Here is a 25,021-nt window from a genome sequence, read left to right as displayed (position 1 = left end):
TGTATTCTCCCAGCGCTTTTCGTATCCGAGGACTGGCCATGGCAAAAATCATCGAAACGTCCACCGGCGCGCTGGCGCTGACCTTTGACGACGTGCTGTTGCAGCCCGGTCATTCCGAGGTCATGCCCGGTGAGACCGACATCCGCACCCGCATCGCCACCGACATCGACCTCAACGTGCCGATCCTGTCGGCCGCCATGGACACCGTCACCGAGGCGCGGCTCGCCATCGCCATGGCGCAGGCCGGCGGCATCGGCGTCATCCACCGCAATTTCTCGCCGGCCGAACAGGCCGAGCAGGTTCGCCAGGTCAAGAAGTTCGAATCGGGCATGGTCATCAATCCGGTCACCATCGGCCCCGACGCCACGCTCGCCGACGCGCTGGCGCTGATGCGCACCTATTCCATCTCGGGCATTCCGGTTGTCGAGAATGGCGGCACCGGCGGCCAGAAGATCGGCCGCCTGGTTGGTATCCTGACCAACCGCGACGTGCGCTTCGCCTCCGATCCGGGGCAGAAAGTCTACGAATTGATGACCCGTGAGAACCTGATCACGGTCAACGAGAATGTCGACCAGGACGAGGCCAAGCGGCTGCTGCACCAGCACCGCATCGAAAAGCTCGTCGTCGTGGACAAGCAAGGCAATTGCGTCGGCCTGATCACCGTCAAGGACATCGAGAAGTCGCAACTCAACCCGCACGCCACCAAGGATGCGCAGGGGCGCCTGCGGGCGGCGGCAGCCACCAGCGTCGGCGATGACGGCTTCGAGCGCGCCGAGCGGTTGATCGATGCCGGTGTCGACCTCCTGGTCATCGACACCGCGCATGGCCATTCGCAGCGCGTGCTCGATGCGGTGACGCGGGCCAAGAAGCTTTCCAATTCCGTCCGCATCCTGGCCGGCAACGTCGCCACCGCCGAAGGCACGCAGGCGCTGATCGACGCCGGCGCCGATGCCGTCAAGGTCGGCATCGGCCCGGGCTCGATCTGCACCACGCGCATCGTCGCCGGTGTCGGCGTGCCGCAGCTTTCGGCGATCATGTCGGCGGTGGAGACGGCGCATAGATCAGGCGTGTCGGTCATCGCCGACGGCGGCATCAAATATTCGGGCGATCTGGCCAAGGCGCTTGCCGCCGGCGCCAGTGCGGCCATGATCGGTTCGCTGCTGGCCGGCACCGACGAAAGCCCGGGCGAGGTCTATCTGCATCAGGGCCGCTCCTTCAAGGCCTATCGCGGCATGGGCTCTGTCGGCGCCATGGCGCGCGGCTCGGCCGATCGCTACTTCCAGGCCGAGGTTCGCGACACGCTGAAACTGGTCCCGGAAGGCATTGAAGGGCAGGTGCCCTACAAGGGACCTGTGTCTGGCGTGCTGCACCAGCTTGCGGGCGGGCTAAAAGCCGCTATGGGTTATGTCGGTGGCCGCGACCTTGCCGATTTTCGCGAACGCGCCACCTTTGTGCGCATATCCAACGCCGGACTTCGTGAAAGCCACGCCCATGACGTCACGATTACCCGCGAAAGCCCGAACTATCCTGGCGGAGCCTGACCGGCAGCCAGAGCGGTACATGCTCTGGCGCCACCAGGCGACGATCGTGCTGCGGCTGGCGCGCCATGCCGGCGCGCTGTGCTTTGCCGCCGCGGCGGTTTTCATCATCATGACGCTGCTGGAATTCTTCTATTTCCGCCGGCTGAGCGGTGGCCTGCCGTCGCTCGACGTGCGCCTTGGCGGGTTCACGCCCGACGAGGGCATGGCCTGGCTGACGGCACTCGGCCGACGCGGCAGCGAGATCATCCTGGTCTGGCACTATTTGACTTTCGACCTTCTCTTCCCGGCGCTGCTGTCGCTGACCATGGTCAGCCTGATCCTGGCAACCGGGCGGCGGCTGAAGAATTTTCGTGCCATGCCGGTGCAGCTTCAGGCGCTGTTCGCGCTGGTCATCGTGCTGCCCTACACGTGCGCCGACTACGCCCAGAACATTGCGGTGGCGCGGCTTCTGTCCGATGCGCTGTCGGCCAACCCGGATTCTCTGTCTTTCGCCTCGTCGCTGATCGTCACCAAATTCGCGCTGCTGGCGATCCCCGTCATCGTCATCGCGTTTTTGATCCTTGCCGCCCAGCGGCGTCCACAGGCATGAACGACAGAGCAGGGGCAACGCCATGAGCCAGACCGCGATTTTCTGGCCGATGCTGGCGCAGGTGTTGCTCGTCTATATCGTCTATGTCGTGATGGGCCGGCGCCGCTACGGCGCGGTCAAATCGGGCGAGGCCAAGGTCGGTCAATACAAGGTGCGCACGACCGAGCCCGGGTCGAGCGTCACGGTTGCCAACAATCTCATCAACCAGTTCGAACTGCCGGTGCTGTTCTATGTGCTGTGCCTGGCGCTGCACGCGACCAATGGCGTCAATTATCTGACCCTGGCGTTGATGTGGATTTTCGTGATTTCCCGCTATGGCCACGCCTGGGTCCACCTCACCAGCAACAATCTGCGGTTTCGCAGCCGCGCCTTCTACGTCGGCGCGATCATTCTCTTGTTGGCATGGATCTGGTTCGCGCTACACCTGCTCGGAGCGGTGTAGGGCAGTCGTTTACCCTCCCCCTTGTGGGGAGGGTCGCTCCGCGCAGCGGAGCGGGGTGGGGGTCTACAAATCGAACACCGCGATCTTGCGCTTGTCGAACTTGATGCCGATTTCGCCGCGCACCAGCTTCAGTGCGGCTTCGCCGAACACGGCGCGTCGCCAGCCCTGCAGGGCCGGCACGTCGGCATCCTCGCCCTCGGCGGCGATGCGGTCGATGTCGTCGCTGGACGCCAGCACTTTCGAGGCGACGCCTTCCTTCTCGGCGACGATCCGCAACAGCACTTTCAACAGCTCGGAGGCGGCATTGGAGCCCTCGGGCGGCTGAAAGCTCTTGGGCAGCTTCGGCATTTCTTCGCGGGGCAAAGCGAGCGCCGTGTTGACCGCGCCGAGCAGCGCCGTTGCCGTCGATGACCGTTCCCAGCCTTTCGGCGTGGTGCGCAGCTTGCCAAGTGCTGCCGCATCGCGCGGCGCCTGCTGGGCGACCTCGTATATGGCGTCGTCCTTGAGCACCCGGCCGCGCGGCACGTCACGCTCGCGCGCCTCGCGTTCGCGCCATGCCGCCACCGTCTGCACGATCGCCAGCTCCTGCGGCTTGCGCAGCCGCATCTTCAGCCGCTTCCAGGCGTCTTCGGGGTGCGGATCGTAGGTCTCGCGCGAAGTCAGCACCTCCATTTCCTCGTTTAGCCAATGGGCGCGGTTTTCCCGCTCCAGTTCGGCGCTGAGATGCTTGTAGACGTCGATCAGATGGGTGACGTCGGCCAAGGCATAGTCGAGCTGCTTGTCCGACAGCGGCCGGTGGCGCCAGTCGGTGAAACGCGAGGATTTGTCGAGCCGTGCGCCGGTGATGCGCTGCACCAGCTGATCGTAGGAGACGCTGTCGCCGAAGCCGCAGACCATGGCCGCGACCTGGGTGTCGAACACCGGATGCGGCACCAGATCGCCGAGATGGACGATGATTTCAATGTCCTGGCGCGCGGCATGGAAAACCTTGACCACCGCTTCATTGGCCATCAGCCGGAAGAATGGGGCGAGGTTGATGTCGGGCGCCAGCGGGTCGACCAGCGCGGTGACGCCTGGCGCCGCCATCTGGATCAGGCACAGAATCGGCCAGAATGTCGTTTCGCGGATGAATTCGGTGTCGACGGTGACGAAATCCGACTTTTCAAAAGCGGCGAGAACGGACTCGAGCTCATTTTGGGTGGTGATGACGTGCATCAAATCGCTTTTTAGTAACGGGTAAGGTTCTCTTTCAATTTCAGCCATGGGCGCTTTCGTCAAGCCGCCCTTCGGTCAAGTATCAGCCGATCCGTCGGAATCGCCATTCCTGCGCGCCAGCCGCGCGAAGACGNCGAAGACGGTTGATGTGCGCAGCAGCGCCGTGAAGCGGCTGCGCTTGCCCGCCGGCACGCTGCCGCGCACCTGCATGCGGTAGAGAATGACGGCGATGAGGGTGGCGTAGACGACTGCGCTGAAGACAAACAGGGCGCCCGGTCCGAAATGTTGCATCACTGCGGACGCCGCGAAGGGGCCACCAATGGCGCCGAAGGAATAGAACAGCATCAAGGCGGCGTTGATCAGCACGAACTCGCCCTTGTCGGCGCGGTCGTTGGAATGCGCCGCCGACAGCGAATAGAGCGGCATGGCGAAGCTGCCGAAGATGAAGACGATGATCAAATTGAGGGTCGGATCGGCGCCGGCGACGAAGACCAGCGCCAGCGCGGCGAACATGGCGCCGCATGTCGTGGCCAAAAGCACCGCGCGCCGATCCCAGCGGTCGGAGAGGTAGCCCAGCGGATACTGGATGAGGGCGCCGCCGAAGATGCCGACGCTGACGAAGGTGACGACATCGGCCACCGACATGCCGATCTGTTCGGCATAGACTGGCGACAGCGTGCGGAACGCGCTGTTGGTGACGCCGACGCAGATGCAGCCGAAGCAGCCGAGCGGCGAAATCCGCCAGACGCGGGCGAGATCGAGCTTGACGTCTTCCGGCGGCGTCGGGTTGGAGCGGTCGCCGAGCGACACCGGAACCAGCGACAGCGTGATCATCATCGACATGATGGCGAAGATGGCAAAGCCGCCGGGGCCGAAGATCGGGATCAGGAACTGTGCGCCGGTCACCGAGCCGATATCGACCATGCGGTAGATGGCCAGCACGCGCGCACGATCCTTGTTTTCGACGCCGGAGTTCAGCCAGGCTTCCATGACGGTGAACAGGCCGGCAAAGCAGAAACCGCCGGCAAAGCGCACCGCGCACCACATCACCGGATCGATCACCAGCACCAGGAGCAGCGTACTGGCCGCGGCGATGGCGGCCAGTGCTGAAAACGTCCGGACATGGCCGACTGCCTTGAGGATACGGGTGACGGCCAGGCACCCCAACAGGAAGCCGGCGAAATAGAACGTGCCCATCAGGCCGATGTCGGAGGCCGAAAATCCTTCCTGCGCGCCGCGCAGCGCGATCAGCGTGCCCTGCAGCCCGTTGCCGCCAAGCAGGATGCCGGCGGCGATGAGGAGCGGGATCAGCGGGCGGATGGAGGACATACGGAACCGTTGCTTAGGTGGCTCCACAGTTCTGAACCATCGGTGTGGCCAATGCCAGTGGCTTGTCCCGCCGCCAACAGGTGTGTGGCTTCAAGTGCGGCCGTTCAAGCTCCGTCGGCCCTCGCCAAAGCTTCGCTCGCCGGCGCAGGCTTGCCCCGGGCAGCCCTTCGGCCAAGCGAGCCGGCGGTCAGCAGGCTGAGCATGATGAACGGGATGCCGATACCGAAGGCCGAGCGGATGCCCCAATGGTCGGAGACGAAACCGAGCAGCGGCGGGCCGAGCAGGAAGGCGACGAAGGAAATCTGCGACAGCGCCGCGACATTGATCGTCGCGGAGCGGTCCGTCCGCTGGGCTGCCGCCGAGATCGCCAGCGGAAAGAGCACGCTGCTGCCAATGCCAAGTAGCGCAAAGCCCAGCATCGATACGAGCGGGGCAGGCGAGAAGAAGACGAGCAGCACGCCCACCGCCATCGTCGCCAGCAGCACCCGCGCCACGACGCTCGGCGAGTGGCGGTCGACAAAGGAGTCGGCAAAGAAGCGCGTGCTCGCTTGCGAGAATGCAAACAGCGCCACGGTGAAGCCGGCGACGAAAGGGCCCGCATCGAACACGGTGCGCATGTAGATTGCCGACCAGTCGATGCTGGCGCCTTCCATCAGCATCGCCGACAGTGTCACCGCGACGAGGACGAGGATCGGCAGCGTCGGCCGCGCCAGCCTTGGCGCCGTCTCGTCATTGCCGGCGAAGCGGCTCGGCGCCGGTTCGTAACCGCCGAGAAACAGCGCGATTCCTGTCGCCACCATCGGTACGACAATCGCCAGGTGCAGTTGCGGCGAAATGCCGAGATGCGCAAGCGCGGCGCCGAACAGGCCGGCGCCGAAAAAGCCGATGCTCCAGAACGAATGCGCCCGGTTCATGATCCGGCGCTTGAGCAGGAATTCGGTTCTATCGGCCTCGACATTGAGAATGATCTCGACGCTGCCGATCATCAGGCCGACCGGAAACAGCATCAGGAACAGCGCAAGCGGCCCAGGCGCATGCACGGCAATGGCAAAGACAACCGACAAAAGCGGCACCAGCCCGAGCAGCGCGCGGCGGAAGCCGATGCGCTCCAGGATCGGCGCCGCCAGCGTCAGCGCGGTCAAGGTGCCGATCGGCGTCCCGATCAGGCTTAGCCCGAGCGTGCCGTCCCCGATGCCCATGGCGTGCTTGATGTCGGGCAGCCGCGGGAAGATTTGGCCCATGGCGAACGAATAGATCGCAAAGCCGGCGTAGACCCGGTGTTGCGGAGCGAGGCGGAGGCCAAAGGTCATGACGATGCTTTCGGGGAAGAGAGTCGACGGTTGTCACTGTTTGATATGCCTACATCTTGCACAAACATGCAAATCGTGCAAGAACGTGCATGGAAAAAAACAGGATCATGCAATGCTGACCGATGAGCGGCATCAAATTATTCGCGATCGCCTGGCCGTCGAGGGAAGGGTGCTGGCCGGCGAGCTGGCAGGCCGCTTCGGCGTTTCGGAAGACACGGTTCGGCGCGACCTCAGGGAGTTGGCCAAGGCCGGGCAGTGCCGCCGCGTCTATGGCGGCGCGGTCGCGGCCGCACCCTTCGCGGCCACGCCGGTCGGCCTGCGCGCCGGCCATGCGGTCGAAGAAAAGACGCGGCTGGCCCGCGCGACCGTGGCACTGCTTTCGCGCGGACAGACCCTGTTCATCGACAGCGGCTCGACCAATGCCGCGATCGCCAGGGCCATCCCGCGCGACATCGATCTGACCGTCGCCACCAATTCGCTCGAAATTGCCTCCGTCCTGTCAGACCACGCTTTGGTCGAACTGATTGTGCTGGGCGGGCGGTTCGACCGCCATCTCGGCGCCTGCGTCGGCGCCGACACGCTTGCCGCTGTCGCGCAACTTGGCGCGGACCTGTTTGTTCTCGGCTCCTGCGGTCTCGATGCGTCGCGCGGCGTCACGGCCTTCGATTCGGCTGAGGCCGAGGTAAAGCGGGCCATGGCCAAGAACAGCGCAGGCATCGTCATCGCTGTAACCAACGACAAGCTGGCCACAGCCGCACCCTACCGGGTTGCCAGGCCAGAGGCGATCCGCCACCTCGTGGTCGAAAAGACCGCGCCGGCCGCAATCCTCGCCGACTTCGAACGCCAGGGCGCCGAAATCCATTTGGCTTAAACGGAGCTCGGCGCGCGGGCAGTCCGGGACGCAGCATGGGCGACGAACACTTCGACATCTTCCTTTGAATAGCCGAGAAGGGCTCCTTCAAGCCTCGCCAGATCATTCGATGTGAAGATGTCAAAGGCCTCTCCGCTGCGGCACATTCTGGAGATCAACAAGCTCAGTTTGCAGCGCCATTCTTCTGTCGGCAGGCAGTAGCAGCGCTCTTCCACTGAGGTTTTAGGAACAATCTGGGTGAACTTCAGGATGCGACCTTCGTCGACAAACGGTGCAAAACCTGCATCGCCAATATCGTCGGCGTCCATACCCGGTTCCGCCGCGAACAAGGCCATTGATTTGTCGCCCTGAAGCATCAGCTCCAATTCGCGGCCATTATGTGGCCCGACACCCGGCGGGACTGTGGGTTCTGGCATGAAGTATCTCCAGATCATTCGATGACTGCACTGTCGCGAGAAACACTTCTGGCGGCAATGCGCCAAGCCTGGCAAAGACTTCAACACTGACTAGCGGATAGAGAGACGACCCAAACCCGGCTTGCCTTGACAAATCGGGCCTCCCATGCGCTTTTCGCGCAAATTTTGGACCGGGCTTTGATGCTCGACCCACAACCCAGCACCCCGGAATTTTGACATGACAATGCATCGTTACCGCAGCCACACCTGTGCCCAGTTGAGAAAGAGCGATGTCGGCTCTTCGGTTCGCCTGTCGGGCTGGGTGCATCGCGTGCGCGACCATGGCGGCCTGCTGTTCATCGATCTGCGCGACCATTACGGCCTGACCCAGATCGTCGCCGATCCGGATTCGCCCGCCTTCAAGGTGGCCGAGACGCTGCGTGGCGAATGGGTGATCCGCGTCGACGGCGAGGTCAAGGCGCGCCTGCCGGACACCACCAACGCCAACCTGCCGACCGGCGAGATCGAGATCTTTGCCCGCGAGATCGAGGTGCTGTCGGCAGCCAAGGAATTGCCGCTGCCGGTGTTCGGCGAGCCCGACTATCCCGAAGACATCCGCCTGAAGTACCGTTTTCTCGACCTGCGCCGCGAGACGCTGCACAGGAACATCGTGGCGCGCACGAAAATCATCGCCGAGATGCGCAAGCGTATGACCGATGTCGGCTTCACCGAATTCTCGACGCCGATCCTGACGGCCTCGTCGCCGGAAGGCGCGCGCGACTTCCTGGTGCCGTCGCGCATCCATCCCGGCACCTTTTACGCGCTGCCGCAGGCGCCGCAGCAGTACAAGCAACTGATCATGGTTTCGGGCTTCGACCGCTATTTCCAGATCGCGCCCTGCTTCCGCGACGAGGACCCGCGCGCCGACCGTCTGCCCGGCGAATTCTACCAGCTCGACCTCGAAATGAGCTTCGTCGAGCAGGACGACGTGCTGTCGACCATGGAACCGGTGATGCGCGGCGTCTTCGAGACCTTCGCCAACGGCAAGCCGGTGACGCAGACATTCCAGCGCATTCCTTACGATGTCGCCATGCGCAAATATGGCTCCGACAAGCCGGACCTGCGCAACCCGATCGAGATGCAGGCCGTCTCCGACCATTTTCGCGATTCCGGCTTCAAGGTCTTCGCCAACATCCTGGCCAACGATCCGAAGGCCGAAGTGTGGGGCATTCCGGCCAAGACCGGCGGCAGCCGCGCCTTCTGCGACCGCATGAACTCGTGGGCGCAGGGCGAGGGCCAGCCGGGACTGGGTTACATCTTCTGGCGCAAGGAAGGCGACAAGCTTGAAGGCGCCGGTCCGCTGGCCAAGAACATCGGCGAGGAGCGCACCGAGGCGATCCGCCAGCAGCTCGGCCTTGCCGATGGCGACGCCGCCTTCTTCGTCGCCGGCGATCCGAAGAAGTTCGTTACCTTCGCCGGTGCCGCGCGTACGCGTGCCGGCGAAGAACTGAACCTTGTCGACCGCGAGCGCTTCGAATTGTGCTGGATCGTCGACTTCCCGTTCTTCGAATGGAGCGAGGAGGAGAAGAAGATCGACTTCGCCCACAACCCGTTCTCGATGCCGCAAGGCGGTATCGACGCGCTCAACGGCGACGACCTGCTCGGCATCAAGGCCTTCCAGTACGACATGGTCTGCAACGGCTTCGAGATCGCCTCTGGCGGTATCCGCAACCATTTGCCGGAAACCATGGTCAAGGCGTTCGAGACGGTTGGCCTCGACCGCGCCACGGTGGAAGAACGCTTTGGTGGCCTCTACCGCGCCTTCCAGTATGGCGCCCCGCCGCATGGCGGCATGGCGGCCGGCGTCGACCGTGTCGTCATGCTGCTGGTCGGCGCCAAGAACCTGCGAGAGATCACCATGTTCCCGATGAACCAGCAGGCCTACGATTTGTTGATGAACGCGCCTTCGGAAGCCTCGCCGCAGCAGTTGCGTGATCTGTCGCTGCGTGTCGCGGCAGTGAAGAAGGACTGACGGCAGCGTTGCAGCTGCCATTTCTCCCCGTCTCTATACGGGGAGAAATGTCCGGCAGGACAATGAGGGGCAGCACGCATGCAGGCGATTGGCGAACGGCCTTAGCAGTTGGCGCCTTCTGACAATCGGTTCAGCATCGAACTACAATTTGCACGCGTTGGCGCCGCCCCTCATCTGCCTGCCGGCACCTTCTCCCCGTATAGTGACGGGGAGAAGGGAGCGAACTTCGATCAGTCTTCGTTGGCCTTGACGTGGACGCCCAGCGTCTTGGTCAGGTCGGCCGGGTTGGACATGCCGCCGGCCATGATCAGCGCGAACGGCACCGCTGCCGGCGGCTCGGCCGAAATCTCGAGGCTCTTCGGATCGTCGAGGTACTTGCTCACCGCGGCCGTCACTTCGGCGGTCAGTTCGGGATTGTTGAGCTGCGCCATGCCGAACGGCACGATCGCCTTGGCCTGGTTGGCGATGTCCTTGCCCGACATGCCCTGCTGCTTGCCGACATATTCAAGCACCTTGCCGGTCAGCGAATCGTCGTCGAAGCGGATCGAGGCGCTGTTGAAGGAAAGCTGCTGCAAAAGGCCGAGCAGGGCCATGCCTTGCGCCGAATTGTCGGCGCCTTCGGGCTGCGCCGCCATCTTTTTCTGCATCTCCTGCAGCGACTTGACGAAGTCGACCGTGTAGCCGCCGAGGCCGAAGGTCATGCCGAGCGTGCCGGCATTCTCGACCGAGATATCGTATTTCGACAGGTCCATCTTGCCGTCGCTCGGCTGCCAGGTGCCGCCGATCTCGATATTGCCCGTTATGTTCTGGTAGCCGAGGGCCTCGATGGCTTCCTTGGACTTCGCATCGTCGACCAGGGTCAGGTCGGCGTTGAACTTTTCCGTGGTGGCGGAAAACTCCATCGCCTTGCCGTCGGCCGGCGGCGTGATCTGGACAGCAAGCCCATCCACCGAGAAGGCGGTCTTGTCGGCAACCTTGACCGTCAGGTTTTCGAGTTCGGCCGACTTGTAGATCATCATCGAGCCGAGCGGGCCTGTAGCGCCCTCGGCCGGGATGTTGGCGTCGTGGATGACGAAGGGGGTGAGGTTGAGCGTGACGCCGTCCTTGCTGTGCTCGAAGGCCGAAGTCGTGATGGTGGCGACATCGAAGCCGCCATTGGCTTCGGTCACGCCCTCGAGCTTGACGTCGCCGATCGGCAGCGCCTCCTTTTCGGCCGCCGGTTTGACCGACACGCCCTGCAGCACCATGCTGGAATTGTCGCCGGTAACGCCGGTCCAGGTGATATCGACGCCCTGGACGGCAAGTGCGGCCTTCAGTCGGTCGGCAACCGCCGTGTCTTGCGCAAAGGCGGCATTCAGCGGCAGCGTCAGCAAAAAGGTCGAAAAAGCAAGTTTCTTGAGTGTCGAACGTTGGATTGTCATCGCGAGTTCCCTGAGAGAGTCCTGAAAAAGTGTTTTCTCAATTCTACGCCATCACTATTCCGTGACGAACTGGACGGGAAAAAGGCGCTTTCCCGCAGAGTTGTCGAAAATCACGGCGAAAGGCAAATCGGAGCGGGAGCCTTCGCTCGATGCGGTGAATATGTCATGAAGGTCGGGCTCCCCTGCGTACCGTCTCCTGCCTTAGAGAGGGCGTGTAACAGATTGATGTTGGTTGGCAACAGCGCTGCTACCGGTGCTGTTGCACAGGGACGGCAAGCTGGAACATGAAGTTCGTCACATCCATCGTCGGACCTTGAGCCGCCCTCGTAAGCCAAAGGCTGCAAAGTGCGGATTTCCGCAGCCCCGCCTTGCCGCGAATCACCCGCTCGGCTAGTCCAGCCGCATGGGAAAAAGGATTTTGCCGCCTGAAAATGGCGGCGGTGACCACATCGAACCGGTGGATCTGAAGAAGGCGCTGGAAGAGCGCTATCTCGCCTATGCGCTGTCGACCATCATGCACCGGGCGCTGCCTGACGTGCGCGACGGGCTGAAGCCTGTGCATCGTCGCATCATGCATGCCATGCGACTGCTCAGGCTCAACCCCGACCAGGGCTTTGCCAAATGCGCCCGCATTGTCGGCGACGTGATGGGCAAGTTCCATCCGCACGGCGACCAGTCGATCTACGACGCGCTGGTGCGCCTGGCGCAGGATTTCTCCATGCGCTATCCCCTCGTCGACGGGCAGGGCAATTTCGGCAATATCGACGGCGATAACGCCGCCGCCATGCGCTATACCGAGGCGCGCATGACCGAGGTGGCGAGCGATTTGATTGCCGGCATCACCGAGGACGCCGTCGATTTCCGGCCAACCTACAATGAGGAGGACGAGGAGCCCGTAGTGCTTCCCGGCGCCTTCCCGAATCTGCTCGCCAACGGTTCCTCCGGCATTGCGGTCGGCATGGCCACGTCCATCCCGCCGCACAATGCCGCCGAGCTTTGCAACGCAGCGCTGCAGTTGATCGAGCAGCCGGACGCGCCGGTGACAAAGCTGATGGAGTTCGTCCAGGGGCCGGATTTCCCGACCGGCGGCATCATCGTCGACAGCCGCGCATCCATCCTGGAGGCCTATGAGACCGGCCGCGGCGGTTTTCGCGTGCGCGCCAAATGGGGCCAGGAGGATCAGGGCAGGGGCACCTGGAGCATCGTCGTCACCGAAATCCCCTACGGCATCCAGAAGGCCAGGCTGATCGAGAAGATCGCCGAGCTTTTGATCGCGCGCAAATTGCCGCTGCTTGAGGATGTCAGGGATGAAAGCGCCGAGGACGTCCGCATTGTGCTCGTACCGAAGAGCCGTTCGGTCGATCCCGGCATTCTGATGGAATCGCTGTTCAAGCTGACCGAGCTCGAAAGCCGATTTCCCCTCAACATGAACGTTTTGTCGCGCGGCAAGGTGCCTAACGTCCTGTCGCTGAAGGGCGTGCTGAAGGAGTGGCTCGACCATCGGCGCGATGTGCTGATCCGCCGCTCGAAGCATCGGCTTGGCGAGATCGAGAAGCGGCTGGAAATCCTTGCCGGCTACCTGATCGCCTATCTCAACATCGACGAGGTCATCAGGATCATCCGCGAGGAGGATGAGCCCAAGCAGGTGATGATGGCCCGTTGGTCGCTCACCGACACCCAGGCCGAAGCCATCCTCAACATGCGGCTGCGGGCCTTGCGCAAGCTGGAAGAGTTCGAGATCCGCAAGGAGTTCGACGGTCTCACCACCGAGAAGAAGCAGATCGAGGCATTGCTCGCATCCGACGCCAAGCAATGGTCGACGATCAAATGGGAAGTCACGCAGGTTCGCGACAAGTTCGGCCCCGAGACCGAACTCGGCAAGCGCCGCACCCAGTTCGCCGACGCGCCGGAGCATGATCTGACCGACATTGCGCACGCCATGATCGAGCGCGAGCCGGTCACCGTGGTGGTCTCGGAAAAGGGCTGGCTGCGGGCGATGAAAGGCCATCTGGCCGACCATTCCACGCTCACCTTCAAGGAAGGCGACAGCCTCAAGCTCGCCTTCCATGCCCAGACCACCGACAAGATCCTGGTCTTCACCACCGGCGGAAAATTCTACACCATCGGCGCCGACCGGCTGCCGGGCGGCCGCGGCCATGGCGAACCGATCCGCATCATCGTCGACATGGACAACGACCAGGACATCGTCACCGCCTTCGTCCACGACCCGAAGCGCAAGCTGCTGCTCGTCTCCTACGATGCCAATGGTTTCGTCGTGCCGGAGGAGGAGGTCGTCGCCAACACCCGAAAGGGCAAGCAGGTGATGAACGTCAAGGCGCCCGACGAGGCCAAGGCCTGCGTCCCCGTGTCAGGCGATCATCTCGCCATTGTCGGCGAGAACCGCAAGATGCTGGTGTTTGCGCTCTCCGAAATTCCGGAGATGGGCCGCGGCAAGGGCGTTCGCCTGCAGAAATACAAGGATGGCGGTCTGCTCGACCTGAAACCCTTCACGCTGGCGAGCGGCCTGTCGTGGCAGGATTCCGCAGACCGCACCTTCGTCAGGTCGCGCGAGGAGCTGGCGGAATGGATCGGCGCGAGAGCGTCGGCCGGTCGCATGGTGCCGAAGGGATTCCCGCGGACCGGGAAATTTGGTTGAAGCTGCTGATCTCCCCCCAAGTGGGGGAGATGGCCGGCAGGCCAGAGGGGGGCGCTGTCCCGCCAGCGCATCAAATGGTCATGGCTCGCCACTCGGTCGCAACTCTTGGGTCTTCAATGTGGGGTGCCAGGCTGGCGATCCTTCGCGCCCCCCTCTGTCCTGCCGGACATNTCGGCCGGTCGCATGGTGCCGAAGGGATTCCCGCGGACCGGGAAATTTGGTTGAAGCTGCTGATCTCCCCCACAAGGGGGGAGATTGGCAGCTTCACCAACCATTTGGACTATCGTCACGATTGCGGCACTATAACAGTGCATAAACGCTGTGTAGGCTGGGGAGAATTGACCGTTTGAAGGAAGCGAAGATCCAGAAGCCGGAACGTCAGCAGCGCCTGTTCGGCCTGTCGACACCGTTGCGATCCGCCGTCATTCCGCCGCTGTCGGCTGCGCGCTGGCTGTTGGTGCTGATCGTCGCCGCCGGCGTCTATTTCTTCCACGGGTTCCTGTTTCCCGTGCTGGCAGCCCTCGTCATTGCTTTTGCCAGCTGGCCGCTCTACCGCCGGCTGCTTGCCGGTGTCGGCGGTAACCGCACCGTCGCCGCGACGCTCGCCATCCTGTTCATCCTCGCCTTCCTGGTGGTGCCGATAGCGCTCGCCGGCACCTACGCCATCAACGAGGTCCGCGAATGGGTGGGCTGGGCGATCGAGACCAACAGGCACGGCGCGGTCACACCGCACTGGATCACCTCGCTGCCTGTCGTCGGCGAGTGGCTGAACGAACAGTGGATCGACAATTTCGGCCATCCCGGCGGCATCGGCGAGCTGATCCAGCTGGTCAGCGGCGCCAATATCGGCAGCATCTATCGCGGCGTGCTGGCTGCCGGCGGCAGCGCCTTCGGCCTGTTGCTGACGCTGCTGTTCATGATGATCGCGCTGTTCTTCGCCTACCGCGACGGCGAACACTTTGCCAGCCAGATCGACCGGCTCGGCGAACGCATCCTGCCGACGCGCTGGGAGCGGATTTCGCGCGTCGTGCCGGCGACCATTTCCTCGACCGTTACCGGCATGACCGTGATCGCCATCGGCGAGGGGCTGGTGCTCGGCATCGCCTACTGGCTGGCCGGGGTGCCGTCGCCGGTGACGCTGGGCGCATTGACCGGCGTGATGGCGCTGATCCCCGGCGGCGCGCCGCTGTCGTTTACGCTTGTGTCGATCTACCTCGCCGCCAGCGGCTCGCCGATGGCGGGTCTGGCGCTGTTCATCTGGGGCGCGGTGGAACTGTTCATCGTCGACAAGACCTTGCGCCCGAAGCTGGTCGGCGGACCGATCAAATTGCCCTTCCTGCCCACCTTTTTCGGCCTGATCGGCGGCGTCAAGACGATGGGCTTTCTCGGCCTGTTCATCGGCCCCGTGCTGATGGCGCTGCTGGTGGCGATATGGCGCGAATGGCTGCGCGAGGTGGAACTGGCCGAAGAAACCGTTCCCGACGGGGCGGCCGAGCTCGAAGGCGGGCCGCCGCAGATCGAGATTGTCGCCGGCCCGGCGAAGAAAAGTCAGGCTGGGTAAGCGACGGCGGGCGCTGCCCGGCGCTTGCGCCCTTCATGCAACTGCCACAGGGAATGCGCGACCAGCGTGACGATCAGGATCACGCCGCCGATCAGGCTGTTGCGCGACGGCGCCTCGGCAAAGATCATCCATATCCAGACCGGCGCCAGAACCGTTTCCAGGAGATAGAACATCGCCACTTCCGGGCCTGAAATGTATTTCGGCCCATTGGCCAGGCAGAAGAAGGCGAACGGCATGATGACGGCGCCGTTGAAAACGATCCACCATGGCGCTTCCACCTGGAAACCGGTCCTGGAGACCATGAGCGCCGCCAGCCCGAACGGCAGCAGGACGCCGGTCAGCGCGGTGAATCCCATATCCCTGCCGCTGGCGCGTGAAACGGTGATGGCGCAGGCAATCGCCAAGGCCGAACACAGCGCCATCACATCGCCGAACAGATTTCCCGTGCCGACGGAATCGCCGACGATGATCGCGATGCCGACGATCATCAGCGCCATTGCCGCAAGCGTCAGCGGCTGTGGTCGCTCCTTCAGGAACAGCCACGACAGCAGCGCCGAGAACATGGTGGAGAAGGCCAGGATGAAAACCAGATTGGCGGTCGAGGTGTTGTAGACGGCAGTGATGAAGGCGATTGCGCCGAGCCCGTAGAGGGTGGCGACGACGAGCCCCGACCAGCCGGGTATCAGCTGCGGAGCATTCTTGCTGAACGAGCGCCAGATGGCCCATACGATCAGCCCTGCCACGAAGGTGCAGCCGGTGCGCAGCAAAAGGATCGTCCAGGCTTCGCCATGGGCGAGCCGGATCAGGGGAATGTCGATGGTCAGCGCCAGCCCGCCAAGCGCGGTGAGCAGGAGTCCTTTGGTGTGGGCATTGTGAGAGGACATGCAACGGCTTTCGCAATGATTTGAGCAGATGCCAGTCGGCGCAATCGCCCCGCCAACGGGCGGAAAGACCAGCATCGTCTCGGCTGAAAATGTTTAGATCAGGATCTGGTAAGAAGAAAAATCAGCGCGTGACCGCTTCGTGGTCGTAGCGTTCCCAGCCCTTCGGGCCGAGATGCTCCTGCGGCATGAAGCGCATCTTATAGTTCATCTTGCGCGAGCCGTTGACCCAGTAGCCGAGATAGACGTGGGGCAAGCCCATGGCCCGGGCGCGGGCGATATGGTCGAGGATCATGAAGGTGCCGAGCGAACGGTCCTCGAACTCGGGATTGAAGTAGGAATAGACCATCGACAGGCCATCGGCCATCTTGTCGGTCAGCGCCACGGCGATCAGCTCGCCCTGGCCCTTGCCGGTGATGAATGTGTCGGGGCCGCGGCGCCGGTATTCGATCACCTTGGTGTCGACATGGGTATCTTCGACCATCATGGCGTAGTCGAGCACCGTCATGTCGGACATGCCGCCGCGGCGATGGCGAGCGTCGAGATAGCCGCGAAACAGGGAATACTGCTCCGTCGAGGGCTGCGCGTCGTGCATGGCGCCGATCAGATCGGAATTGCGCTGGATCACCCGCTTCATGTTGCGGCTGGCGGTGAACTCCTGCGCCAGGATACGCACCGAGACGCAGGCGCGGCAGGTCTCGCAGGCGGGACGGTAAGCGATGTTCTGCGAGCGCCGGAAACCGCCTTGCGTCAACAGATCGTTCATCTCCGGCGCCTTGTCGCCGACCAGATGCGTGAACACCTTGCGTTCGAACTGGCCCTCGAGATACGGGCACGGCGATGGCGCGGTCAGGAAGAACTGCGGCGACTGGGTCGGATGGTGCGTCATCGAACCTTGGGAACACTCCTGCGAATCGCTCTACCTTTGGCTTGGCTGGCGAAAAATTCAACAGGATTGTGAAGGCGAGGTTGAACGGACCCCTTCACATTTGCACACAAATGCCTGTTGGCGTCGGTTGAACTCGGTTCAACGGTCGCTGCGGCTGACGACCGTGCCAAGCAGCAGGTCGTGCAGTGTGCGCTTGCGATCGGAAAACAGCGTCACCAGGAGGACGAGCGGCGTCAGGATGACCGTGCTCGCCCAGAACAGCACCGAATGGACAACGGCGGTGAGGCCGTCGATACGGCTGCCGTCGAGACGATCGAGCCGAATGCCCATCATCTTCATGCCTGATGTGGCCTGGTTGCGACCGCCCAGCGTGTTCCAGATGTAGAGAATGGCGACCGCCGGCACGAGGATGGAATACAGCGCCCAGCCAAGACCGAATGTCAAAAGGCCAAGCACGGCCACCAGGATCGCGAACGGAATGGTGAGCAGCGCCACGATGCAATAGTCGATGATGAAGGCCAGGATCCGCCGCGTGCGCACACCGTCATAGGCCCTGACGTCGTCGAGCCTGCTGGTGATGATTTCGCCGTCAAGTACGCGCGCGTTCATGTCATGTCCTCGCAACAGGCGCCACGCTAGGGTGCGCCGCCACTGAAATGGTGAAGACCGCGGGCGGAATCAAGATCGGTTCGTCCATCGGTCCTGCTCGGCAGTGTGACGCGGTTGAGCCGATTGAATTTGGTGGACGGATGGCGTTAGCTTGCTGCGGCGCAACAAGACGCCGAGGGGACGGGGTTACATGGATTACGACATGCTGGTCATCGGCAGCGGCCCTTCCGGGCGCCGCGCCGCGGTGCAATCGGCCAAGCTCGGCAAATCGGTGCTGGTGGTCGACAGGGGCCGGCGCCTCGGCGGCGTCTCGGTGCACACCGGCACCATCCCGTCGAAGACGCTGCGCGAGACGGTGCTGAACCTGTCCGGCTGGCGCGAGCNTCTCGGTGCACACCGGCACCATCCCGTCGAAGACGCTGCGCGAGACGGTGCTGAACCTGTCCGGCTGGCGCGAGCGGGGCTTTTACGGCCGCGGCTACCGGGTCAAGCAGGACATCTCCATCGCCGACCTGGTCGAGCGGCTGCACAAGACGCTCGACCACGAGGTCGAGGTGCTGCAGCACCAGTTTATGCGCAACGCCGTCAAAAGCGTGCGCGCCATGGCGAAATTCGTCGGCCCAAACAAGGTCAGCCTGACGGCAGACAATGGCGACTACTCGGAGGTTGGTTTCACCAATGCGCTGATCGCGGTCGGCACCAGGCCGCACCGGCCGCGCGACGTGCCTTTCGACAAGATCCGCGTCTTCGACAGCGATGAGATGCTGGAACTCGACCATCTGCCGCGCACGCTGACGGTGATCGGCGCCGGCGTCATCGGCGTTGAATATGCGACGATCTTTTCGGCGCTCGACGTGCCGGTGACGCTGGTGGAGCCGCGCAACACCATCCTCGATTTCGTCGACCGCGAGATCGTCGACGACTTCATCCACCAGATGCGCGACCGCGGCATGACCATTCGCCTCGGCAGTACGGTCAAGGAAATCGTCTCAAAACCCGACTATGCCGAAGTGACGCTCGCCGATGGCCGCACCATCCGCTCCGAGATCGTGCTTTACGCCGCCGGCCGCAGCGGCAATCTCGGCAGCCTCGGCCTCGACGTGGTCGGCATCGAGGCCGATTCCCGGGGCCGCATCAAGGTCGATCCGCAGACCTTCCAGACCAGTGCGCCCAACATCTATGCCACCGGCGACGTCATCGGTTTCCCCAGCCTTGCCTCGACATCGATGGAGCAAGGCAGGGTGGCCGCCTGCCACGCCTTCGGCGTGCAACTGCCACCGCCGCCGGAAACCTTCCCCTATGGCATCTACGCCGTGCCGGAAATCTCCACCGTTGGTCAGTCGGAGGAGCAGGTGCGCGAGAGCGGCGCTGCTTATGAAGTCGGTCTGGCGCGGTTCCGCGAAACCTCGCGCGGCCACATAATGGGCGTCAACTCCGGCTTTCTGAAACTGCTGTTCTCGGTCGAAACGCGCCGCCTGCTCGGCGCCCACATCGTCGGCGAAGGCGCCACCGAACTGATCCATATCGGCCAGGCGGTGATCAACCTCGGCGGCACGGTTGATTTCTTCGTCAACAACACCTTCAACTATCCGACGCTGGCCGAAGCCTACAAGATCGCCGGGCTCGATGCCTGGAACCGGATGGGACAGGGCTAGGCGACGAGCATCTGCTCAGCCGTTCCGCCGGGCGCCGATGCGGTCTACCAAGGTCTCTTAGCCTGCCTGGCGTGCGACCAATGCTGGTCCCGCCAGCCATTGGCGGACGATGGCGGCATCCGGGTCGCCGATTTCGTGACCTGAAGGCACGATGCGCGCATCGACCTCGGCGCCATGTTTGTTGAGCAGCCTCACCAGTGGCGGCGCAACCGGCCCGTAGGTCTCGTCCGCGGCACCGGCGACAATCAGGACGCGCGTTCCGGTCAGATTGGTTGCCGGCGCATCGTCAAGCACGGGCATTGCTCTCAGCAACGCCGCTTTTCGGACGAGGCCGGAGTTGAGCAGCATCAGGCTGGAAACCAGATTGGCGCCGTTGGAATAGCCGAGGAAAGTCGCCCGGGCGAGGTCGAGCCCGTGGCGCTTTGCGGCCTCGCTTGCGAAGGCGGCAAAGTACGATGTTTCGGCACGGATGCTCGCCTGTTCGAAACTGGTCGGCGTGATCCGCTCGAACCAGCGGAAGCCGTCTTCTTGGCGGATGCGGCCACGCACCGCGACCAGCGTGGCGTTAGGGGCGATCTGCCTCGCAATCGGGACCATCGTCGTTTCGTCGACACCCGATCCGTGCAGTAAAAACAGGCTCTCGCCGCCGGCATTCTCCGGCTTGAGGAGGCGGTAGGGAAAGGCCAGATCCTGGTGCAGAAAGGCGTTCTCGTCGCTATATCGAGCACGCTCATATCTCGTTGTTTTCACGGAGACATTGGTCCTTTGCCAGCTTCAAAACGGAATATTTTCACGCTCCGCCAAATGTGATTGCAACAGGCTCATTTCAGACCGTTTCTGCGCCGATATGCTCCCTGCGGGAGGAATCGAAGCGGTGTGCGCCGATGGTCGCATCCCGGCATGAACAACGCGAGCATCCTTGCTCTCCTTTGAGGCCTTTTGTCGATGACCCTGCCAGTCCCGCCCGATCGCGCCCCGCGTATCGCCGATCGCGCTCCGCGTATCGCCGATCGCGCTCCGCGTATCCCCGATCGCGACACGCGCATTGACGTGTTCCGTGCGCTCGCACTCCTGACCATCTATATCGACCACGTGCCGGGCACCGTCTTCGAAACGCTGACCTACAAGAATTTCGGATTCTCGGACGCGGCGGAAGCCTTCGTGCTGATTTCCGGCATGTCGGTCGCACTCGCCTATGGCAACAAGTTCCAGCCGGGCGGCCGGCTGCTGGCGATGTTGAAGATGTGGCGCCGGGCCGGCGTGCTTTACAGTGCCCACATCGTCACCACCATGGTTGTGATGGCGTTGTTCTGCGCCGCGGCGGTGTACGGCCGGCGGCCGGAACTGCTCAAGCTGATCAACATCGAGCCGCTGATGAAGAACACGCCGGAGGTCATGATCGGCATTGTCACGCTCGGCCACCAGCTTGGCTACAACAACATTTTGCCGGTCTATGCGGCGCTGCTGTTGATGGCGCCGCTTTTCCTGCTCTTCGTCAGCTACCGGCCGCTCCCGGCGCTGGTCTTTTCCGGCGCGCTGTGGCTTGCCGCCGGCCTCTGGCAGATCGCGCCGCCGAACTATCCCGAGCCCGGCTTCTGGTTCCTCAACCCGCTGTCCTGGCAATTCCTGTTCAACATCGGCCTTGCCGGCATGCTGCATGCCAGGCGCGGCGGCACAATTCCCGTCAATCGTTGGCTGGTGGGCGCCGCGGCGACCTATGTCGCGGCAGCGGCGGTCTGGGTGCACAGCCCGCTCTGGGGCGAGATAACGTGGTTTAACCTGCCCGTGGTGATCGGCGGCTTCGACAAGACGTTCCTGTCGCTGCCGCGGCTCCTGCACATATTGGCGGTGAGCTATCTGATCGTCGCCCTGCCGGCTTTCTCGAACCTGTTCCGTCTCAGCCCGGACCATCCGCTTGCCCTGCTCGGCAAGCGCTCCTTGCCGGTGTTCCTCGCCGGCACGCTGATCGCCATGGCGGCGCAGGTGATGAAGCTGATCAATCCGGGCGGCTTTGCCTATGACGTCTTGCTGATTTCGGCCGGCATCGCCATGCAATTCGCGCTCGCCTTCTATCTTGAGTGGCTGTCCGGCATCGGCTTGGGCAAAAAGCCGGTTCGCAAAGAAGCGCCAGCCGTTCACCAGACCTTCGGCATGCCCGCGATGCCAAGGCTAAGCCGATGATCCCACATCAGCCGCCTAGCTAGCAGGCGAGGGGCCGGACGACCCCCGCACCACAAGATCGACCGGCAGCAATTGCCGGTGCTGCGAGCCGTCATTTTCGAGGATCGCCTTGACGGCCAGCCGGCCCATCTCGGCGATCGGCTGGGCGACAGTGGTTAGTGGCGGCTCGGAGTCGGCGCCTTCCGGCACGCCGTCGAAGCCGACGATTGACACATCGCCCGGCACGGCAATGTTACGCTCGCGCAGCCAGTCGAGCGCATGCAGCGCGATCTTGTCCGACATGGCCAGGATTGCCGTCGGCGTCTGCGGCAGCGCGAAAATATGATCGAGGCCGGCCCGAACGCTCGCCTCGTCATTGAGGGTTTCGTAGATTGGCACTTGCGAGACGTCGATGCCGAAGCGGGAGAGCTCGCCGAAATAGCCACGCAGACGGTCGCGTGTGCCCGAGTAGAGGGATGTCGTCTCGACTTGCTCCTGCGTGACGGGACCAAAGCCAGCGTCGGCAGATTCCAGGGCGAGTACGGCAAAGCTGCGATGGCCGAACTCGGCCAGATGGCGCGCCGCCAGACCCGCGCCGGCGACGTTGTCGACGCCGATCGCAGCGACCGCCTCATTTTCCGAATCGAGATCAAGCGCCACGAAAGGCAGTTTGCGTTCGCGCGCCAGTTCGACCAGCCGCGACCCACCCTCGATGCAGAACACGATGAAGCCGTCGACCAGGGCGCTCTGGATGTTCCAGGCGAGCTGCTCGCTGTTGGCGGCCGAGACCAGCGAAATTCCGGCGCCGGTGGCGTCGCAGGCCTGCGAAATGCTGGCCATCATGACGCGGGCAAAGGGATCGTCGAAGAAATAGGACAATGGTTCTGCCGTTGCCACGCCGATGGCGTTGACCTTGCCGGCGCGCAGCAGCCGGCCCTTGGGATCCGGGCCGGCATAGCCCATCGCTTCCGCCGCCGCCTTGACCCGCTCGCGGACCTCTTCGCGCACGATTTCCGGGCGAGCGAACACGTTGGACGCGGTACCGTGCGAGACCCCGGCCGCCTTGGCGATGTCGGCAAGCCGCACTGGTCTCGTCTTGCCGGAGGTCAATGCCGTCATTTTCGTCTCCTGAACCGGAGCCTGTTTAGCACTTTCGTTGGATCGGTTCAAATTTTCCCTTGATCGGACGGCGGAGAGAGTCTATATTTGAATCGATCCAAGGGATTCACCAAGTACAACTTGGATCGATTCAAGAGGAGGGTGCCATGCATCCCGTGAATTATCTGTTCGAAGACATCTATGGCAATGATTGGGGCATAGTCTCCGACGCCGCCACCCGCAAGCGCCGCGACAAGGTCGGGCCGTGGAGGCGTGACCTGCAATACCTTGTGAAACGCAAGCGCAGCTGATCGGCCCCGGCATTTTCGTGCCAGCTGATTGGATCGATTCAAGTTCTTGAAGAGGAGCACGAACATGCATCCCGTGAAACATCTGTTCGAAGACAGTTATCGCAATTACTGGGGTATCTCGCCTGCCACGGAGCAGCCGCAACGGCGGCGGCCGACCAAGCCTGCCAAGCGCAACCGCGACCTGCTGCCGGAAAACCGGCAGGATTAAGCCTCGTGTGGTATCTGATGGGGCAGGGTTCTTGCCTCGTCAGGACCGTTGCCGCACGAGCGCCGAGGCCGCGATCACCAGCCAGCCCGCGATGAGCAAGGTGCCGCCGATCGGCGCCGACATCGGGAACAGCCGCGATCCCACGAAATCCCGTGCCAGCAGATCGCCGCAGAACAGAACAAGCCCGACGAGCAGCACCAGGCTGCCGATCCGCAAGATCCGGTTTGCGCCGGCGAGGCCGACGGCCAAAAACACCGGCGCATGCATGAGCAGGAAGGATGCGGCCGTGCCGACGAACGCGCCGCCGAGATGCGCTGAAGCCGCCGACAGCGCCACGCCCGCCGCGCCGGCAATGCCGCCGGCGAAAACGAGGATGCGCGCGCTGTTTGCTGGTGCTGACTCGGCGATGCTCATGTCTCGGGCTCCGTGATTGACGATAGGCGGCGCGACCTGTCTGTCAGGATTTTTCCGATATCGCCAGCATGTCGCGCGTGCGGCGCGCCTGGGCCAGCCAATTATACGCGGCACCGCCCGCCATCAGCAACGACGTGCCGAGAAACACCGCGCGCATGCCGAAATGGCCGCCGACGAAGCCGCCCAGCAGCGGCCCCGCAACCTGGCCGACATATTGCGCCGAGATTGCCAGGCCCAGCACATTGCCGCCGACCCCATCGGGAACATTGTGGCGGATGACGCTGGTGATGCAGGGCAACAGCCCGCCCAGCACCAGACCCATAAGGAACCGCAGCCCGACCAACTGCCAGCTCTCGGTGACGAAGGCCTGCGGTATCAACAGCAGCGCCGAGACGGCCAGCGATGCGACGATGACGTTCCAGTGGCCGATGCGGTCGGCGAGTTTGCCCAACCGTGACGCCGACAGGATGGCGCCGAGTGCGGCCGCCGACATGACGACACCTGAGACCAGGGTCACCCGGCTTGCGTCCGCGACCAGTTGCTGGACGTAGACGGTGATGATCGGCTCGATCGACATGTTGGCGAAGGTGAACAGCATGCCGGTCGCCAGCATGGCCACGACAGGGCGTTTGTCGGGGATCTGCGCCCAACTTCCCTTTGGTTTCTCCTCGCGTTTTGCCTGTACTGGCGGGCGAGGCATCTCCTTTATCAGGAACGTCGTCGCCAGCGCCGCCAGGAAAATGACGCCGCCCGCGATGAGGAAGGTGGCGCGAATACCGATCAGTGGCGGCAGCGCGCCGCCAAGCAACGGGCCGACCAGGGAGCCTGCGGTGATGCCGGCCGACAGCACGCCAAGCGCCCAGCCGGAGCGCTCCTTCGGCGTCTGCATGGCGACAAGGATCGTCGAGCCTGAGGAATAACCGCCGGCAAAGCCGATCAACAGGCGCAAAAGCACCAATTGCCAGACGGTCTGCACCATGCCGGTCAGCGACATGCAGATCGCCATGCCGAAACTGGCGCGCACCAGCATCACCTTGCGGCCATAACGGTCACCCAGCCGTCCCCACAGTGGCGCGACAAGGGCGGCGGCAAGGAAGGTGGCGCCGAAAGCGATGCCGGACCATTGCACGATCGCCGCGTGGCCGACGGCGCCCAGCTGTTCGACATAGAGCGGCAGGAACGGCAGCAGCAACGTCATCGCCACAAGCGTGCTGAATGATCCGGCAAAGCACACGAACAGGTTGCGCCGCCAATGAATGTTGTAGGTGGAAGGCGCTTCGGCGGCCTGCGCTGCACTGTCCTGCGGCATGTCCTGTCCTGTCCGCTTGCTGCGGATACCATTTTGGGATACCAACTTGGTACCTCATGGACGCAAAGCCCGGCTGCTGTCAATCAGGCGCTCTCAAAGTGATCGGCAAGACCAACGGCCGATCG

At 63.3% G+C, this 25,021-nt stretch carries 22 protein-coding genes and 1 pseudogene; 11 read left to right on the top strand and 12 right to left on the bottom strand.

Annotated elements, in window-relative coordinates; genetic code table 11:
• Window positions 1–38: 38 nt before the first annotated feature.
• Genes guaB through X727_RS151340 form a run of 3 tightly spaced genes read left to right on the top strand, consistent with a single transcriptional unit; the run spans window position 39 to window position 2,572 of the window.
• On the top strand, window positions 39–1,541 hold the full coding sequence (gene guaB / locus X727_RS151330) for an IMP dehydrogenase (protein ID WP_023834263.1): 1,503 nt from the start codon (window positions 39–41) through the stop codon (window positions 1,539–1,541).
• Between the two features lie 19 nt (window positions 1,542–1,560).
• A complete protein-coding gene (locus X727_RS151335) occupies window positions 1,561–2,130 on the top strand; it encodes a hypothetical protein (protein ID WP_023749016.1) in 570 nt (189 codons plus the stop codon).
• Window positions 2,131–2,152: 22 nt separating this feature from the next.
• A complete protein-coding gene (locus X727_RS151340) occupies window positions 2,153–2,572 on the top strand; it encodes an MAPEG family protein (RefSeq protein WP_023673032.1) in 420 nt (139 codons plus the stop codon).
• Between the two features lie 63 nt (window positions 2,573–2,635).
• Here the strand turns inward: X727_RS151340 and rnd are convergent, their stop codons facing one another.
• The 3 genes from rnd to X727_RS151355 all read right to left on the bottom strand — a co-directional run bounded on the left by rnd (window position 2,636) and on the right by X727_RS151355 (window position 6,426).
• A complete protein-coding gene (gene rnd, locus X727_RS151345; protein ID WP_023705815.1) occupies window positions 2,636–3,787 on the bottom strand; it encodes a ribonuclease D in 1,152 nt (383 codons plus the stop codon).
• 75 nt (window positions 3,788–3,862) lie between these two features.
• Complete coding sequence (locus X727_RS151350) at window positions 3,863–5,116, bottom strand: MFS transporter (protein WP_023834262.1); 1,254 nt, start codon at window positions 5,114–5,116, stop codon at window positions 3,863–3,865.
• Window positions 5,117–5,220: 104 nt separating this feature from the next.
• Window positions 5,221–6,426 (bottom strand): MFS transporter, encoded by a 1,206-nt coding sequence (locus X727_RS151355; RefSeq protein ID WP_023734159.1) that lies wholly within the window; start codon window positions 6,424–6,426, stop codon window positions 5,221–5,223.
• 112 nt (window positions 6,427–6,538) lie between these two features.
• On the opposite strand from X727_RS151355, the gene X727_RS151360 reads away from it, so the two are divergent.
• Window positions 6,539–7,297: a DeoR/GlpR family DNA-binding transcription regulator gene (locus X727_RS151360; RefSeq protein WP_023734158.1), complete on the top strand. Its 759-nt coding sequence runs from the start codon at window positions 6,539–6,541 to the stop codon at window positions 7,295–7,297.
• On the opposite strand, the gene X727_RS151365 is transcribed toward X727_RS151360, so the two are convergent.
• A complete protein-coding gene (locus X727_RS151365; protein ID WP_023734157.1) occupies window positions 7,294–7,713 on the bottom strand; it encodes a hypothetical protein in 420 nt (139 codons plus the stop codon). The two genes, X727_RS151360 and X727_RS151365, sit on opposite strands and share 4 nt — an antisense overlap.
• Window positions 7,714–7,936: 223 nt before the next feature.
• On the opposite strand from X727_RS151365, the gene aspS reads away from it, so the two are divergent.
• A complete protein-coding gene (gene aspS, locus X727_RS151370; RefSeq protein WP_023682421.1) occupies window positions 7,937–9,724 on the top strand; it encodes an aspartate--tRNA ligase in 1,788 nt (595 codons plus the stop codon).
• A 230-nt stretch (window positions 9,725–9,954) separates the two neighbouring features.
• On the opposite strand, the gene X727_RS151375 is transcribed toward aspS, so the two are convergent.
• Complete coding sequence (locus X727_RS151375) at window positions 9,955–11,145, bottom strand: hypothetical protein (protein ID WP_023834261.1); 1,191 nt, start codon at window positions 11,143–11,145, stop codon at window positions 9,955–9,957.
• 403 nt (window positions 11,146–11,548) lie between these two features.
• Between X727_RS151375 and parC the strand changes: the two genes are divergently transcribed.
• Window positions 11,549–13,801, top strand: a complete 2,253-nt coding sequence (parC, locus tag X727_RS151380; RefSeq protein ID WP_023834260.1) for a DNA topoisomerase IV subunit A — start codon at window positions 11,549–11,551, stop codon at window positions 13,799–13,801.
• 346 nt (window positions 13,802–14,147) lie between these two features.
• Window positions 14,148–15,362 (top strand): AI-2E family transporter, encoded by a 1,215-nt coding sequence (locus X727_RS151385; RefSeq protein WP_023834259.1) that lies wholly within the window; start codon window positions 14,148–14,150, stop codon window positions 15,360–15,362.
• On the opposite strand, the gene X727_RS151390 is transcribed toward X727_RS151385, so the two are convergent.
• The 3 genes from X727_RS151390 to X727_RS151400 all read right to left on the bottom strand — a co-directional run bounded on the left by X727_RS151390 (window position 15,350) and on the right by X727_RS151400 (window position 17,741).
• A complete protein-coding gene (locus X727_RS151390; RefSeq protein WP_023834258.1) occupies window positions 15,350–16,246 on the bottom strand; it encodes a DMT family transporter in 897 nt (298 codons plus the stop codon). The two genes, X727_RS151385 and X727_RS151390, sit on opposite strands and share 13 nt — an antisense overlap.
• Window positions 16,247–16,367: 121 nt before the next feature.
• Window positions 16,368–17,132: an arginyltransferase gene (locus tag X727_RS151395; protein ID WP_023682417.1), complete on the bottom strand. Its 765-nt coding sequence runs from the start codon at window positions 17,130–17,132 to the stop codon at window positions 16,368–16,370.
• A 138-nt stretch (window positions 17,133–17,270) separates the two neighbouring features.
• Window positions 17,271–17,741: an RDD family protein gene (locus tag X727_RS151400; RefSeq protein ID WP_023673020.1), complete on the bottom strand. Its 471-nt coding sequence runs from the start codon at window positions 17,739–17,741 to the stop codon at window positions 17,271–17,273.
• Between the two features lie 190 nt (window positions 17,742–17,931).
• Between X727_RS151400 and sthA the strand changes: the two are divergent.
• Window positions 17,932–19,396 (top strand): annotated as a pseudogene (gene sthA, locus X727_RS01000000164700) (Si-specific NAD(P)(+) transhydrogenase).
• Window positions 19,397–19,453: 57 nt separating this feature from the next.
• Here the strand turns inward: sthA and X727_RS151405 are convergent.
• Entirely contained in the window at window positions 19,454–20,146 is a 693-nt protein-coding gene (locus X727_RS151405; RefSeq protein WP_023834257.1) for an alpha/beta hydrolase, read from the bottom strand.
• A gap of 195 nt (window positions 20,147–20,341) precedes the next feature.
• On the opposite strand from X727_RS151405, the gene opgC reads away from it, so the two are divergent.
• Window positions 20,342–21,577, top strand: coding sequence for an OpgC domain-containing protein (gene opgC / locus X727_RS151410; protein ID WP_023727508.1), 1,236 nt, complete (start codon window positions 20,342–20,344; stop codon window positions 21,575–21,577).
• A gap of 15 nt (window positions 21,578–21,592) precedes the next feature.
• Here the strand turns inward: opgC and X727_RS151415 are convergent, their stop codons facing one another.
• Window positions 21,593–22,675 carry a substrate-binding domain-containing protein gene (locus tag X727_RS151415; protein ID WP_023682412.1) on the bottom strand — a complete coding sequence of 361 codons (1,083 nt, stop codon included), beginning with the start codon at window positions 22,673–22,675 and terminating at the stop codon, window positions 21,593–21,595.
• Window positions 22,676–22,821: 146 nt separating this feature from the next.
• Here X727_RS151415 and X727_RS1000000168530 point away from each other — a divergent pair, with 146 nt between their 5' ends.
• Both X727_RS1000000168530 and X727_RS1000000168525 read left to right on the top strand, forming a co-directional pair.
• A complete protein-coding gene (locus tag X727_RS1000000168530) occupies window positions 22,822–22,965 on the top strand; it encodes a hypothetical protein (RefSeq protein WP_023705079.1) in 144 nt (47 codons plus the stop codon).
• A gap of 64 nt (window positions 22,966–23,029) precedes the next feature.
• Entirely contained in the window at window positions 23,030–23,173 is a 144-nt protein-coding gene (locus X727_RS1000000168525) for a hypothetical protein (RefSeq protein WP_023834256.1), read from the top strand.
• Between the two features lie 39 nt (window positions 23,174–23,212).
• Here the strand turns inward: X727_RS1000000168525 and X727_RS151420 are convergent, their stop codons facing one another.
• Window positions 23,213–23,587: a DUF423 domain-containing protein gene (locus X727_RS151420; RefSeq protein WP_023673013.1), complete on the bottom strand. Its 375-nt coding sequence runs from the start codon at window positions 23,585–23,587 to the stop codon at window positions 23,213–23,215.
• Window positions 23,588–23,630: 43 nt separating this feature from the next.
• Entirely contained in the window at window positions 23,631–24,896 is a 1,266-nt protein-coding gene (locus X727_RS151425; protein ID WP_023727509.1) for a multidrug efflux MFS transporter, read from the bottom strand.
• Window positions 24,897–25,021: the final 125 nt, after the last annotated feature.

It is taken from the genome of Mesorhizobium sp. L103C105A0, from assembly GCF_000502215.1.
Lineage (GTDB): Bacteria > Pseudomonadota > Alphaproteobacteria > Rhizobiales > Rhizobiaceae > Mesorhizobium.
Note: the sequence above shows the minus strand (reverse complement) of the source record. Positions and strands in the feature narration are given on the sequence as shown.

Coding starts and splice junctions, on each gene's coding strand:
- guaB (WP_023834263.1), top strand. CDS start 39: ATGGCAAAAATCATCGAAACGTCCACCGGCGCGCTGGCGCTGACCTTT.
- X727_RS151335 (WP_023749016.1), top strand. CDS start 1,561: ATGCTCTGGCGCCACCAGGCGACGATCGTGCTGCGGCTGGCGCGCCAT.
- X727_RS151340 (WP_023673032.1), top strand. CDS start 2,153: ATGAGCCAGACCGCGATTTTCTGGCCGATGCTGGCGCAGGTGTTGCTC.
- rnd (WP_023705815.1), bottom strand. CDS start 3,787: ATGCACGTCATCACCACCCAAAATGAGCTCGAGTCCGTTCTCGCCGCT.
- X727_RS151355 (WP_023734159.1), bottom strand. CDS start 6,426: ATGACCTTTGGCCTCCGCCTCGCTCCGCAACACCGGGTCTACGCCGGC.
- X727_RS151360 (WP_023734158.1), top strand. CDS start 6,539: ATGCTGACCGATGAGCGGCATCAAATTATTCGCGATCGCCTGGCCGTC.
- X727_RS151365 (WP_023734157.1), bottom strand. CDS start 7,713: ATGCCAGAACCCACAGTCCCGCCGGGTGTCGGGCCACATAATGGCCGC.
- aspS (WP_023682421.1), top strand. CDS start 7,937: ATGCATCGTTACCGCAGCCACACCTGTGCCCAGTTGAGAAAGAGCGAT.
- X727_RS151375 (WP_023834261.1), bottom strand. CDS start 11,145: ATGACAATCCAACGTTCGACACTCAAGAAACTTGCTTTTTCGACCTTT.
- parC (WP_023834260.1), top strand. CDS start 11,549: ATGGGAAAAAGGATTTTGCCGCCTGAAAATGGCGGCGGTGACCACATC.
- X727_RS151390 (WP_023834258.1), bottom strand. CDS start 16,246: ATGTCCTCTCACAATGCCCACACCAAAGGACTCCTGCTCACCGCGCTT.
- X727_RS151395 (WP_023682417.1), bottom strand. CDS start 17,132: ATGACGCACCATCCGACCCAGTCGCCGCAGTTCTTCCTGACCGCGCCA.
- X727_RS151400 (WP_023673020.1), bottom strand. CDS start 17,741: ATGAACGCGCGCGTACTTGACGGCGAAATCATCACCAGCAGGCTCGAC.
- opgC (WP_023727508.1), top strand. CDS start 20,342: ATGACCCTGCCAGTCCCGCCCGATCGCGCCCCGCGTATCGCCGATCGC.
- X727_RS151415 (WP_023682412.1), bottom strand. CDS start 22,675: ATGACGGCATTGACCTCCGGCAAGACGAGACCAGTGCGGCTTGCCGAC.
- X727_RS1000000168530 (WP_023705079.1), top strand. CDS start 22,822: ATGCATCCCGTGAATTATCTGTTCGAAGACATCTATGGCAATGATTGG.
- X727_RS1000000168525 (WP_023834256.1), top strand. CDS start 23,030: ATGCATCCCGTGAAACATCTGTTCGAAGACAGTTATCGCAATTACTGG.
- X727_RS151420 (WP_023673013.1), bottom strand. CDS start 23,587: ATGAGCATCGCCGAGTCAGCACCAGCAAACAGCGCGCGCATCCTCGTT.
- X727_RS151425 (WP_023727509.1), bottom strand. CDS start 24,896: ATGCCGCAGGACAGTGCAGCGCAGGCCGCCGAAGCGCCTTCCACCTAC.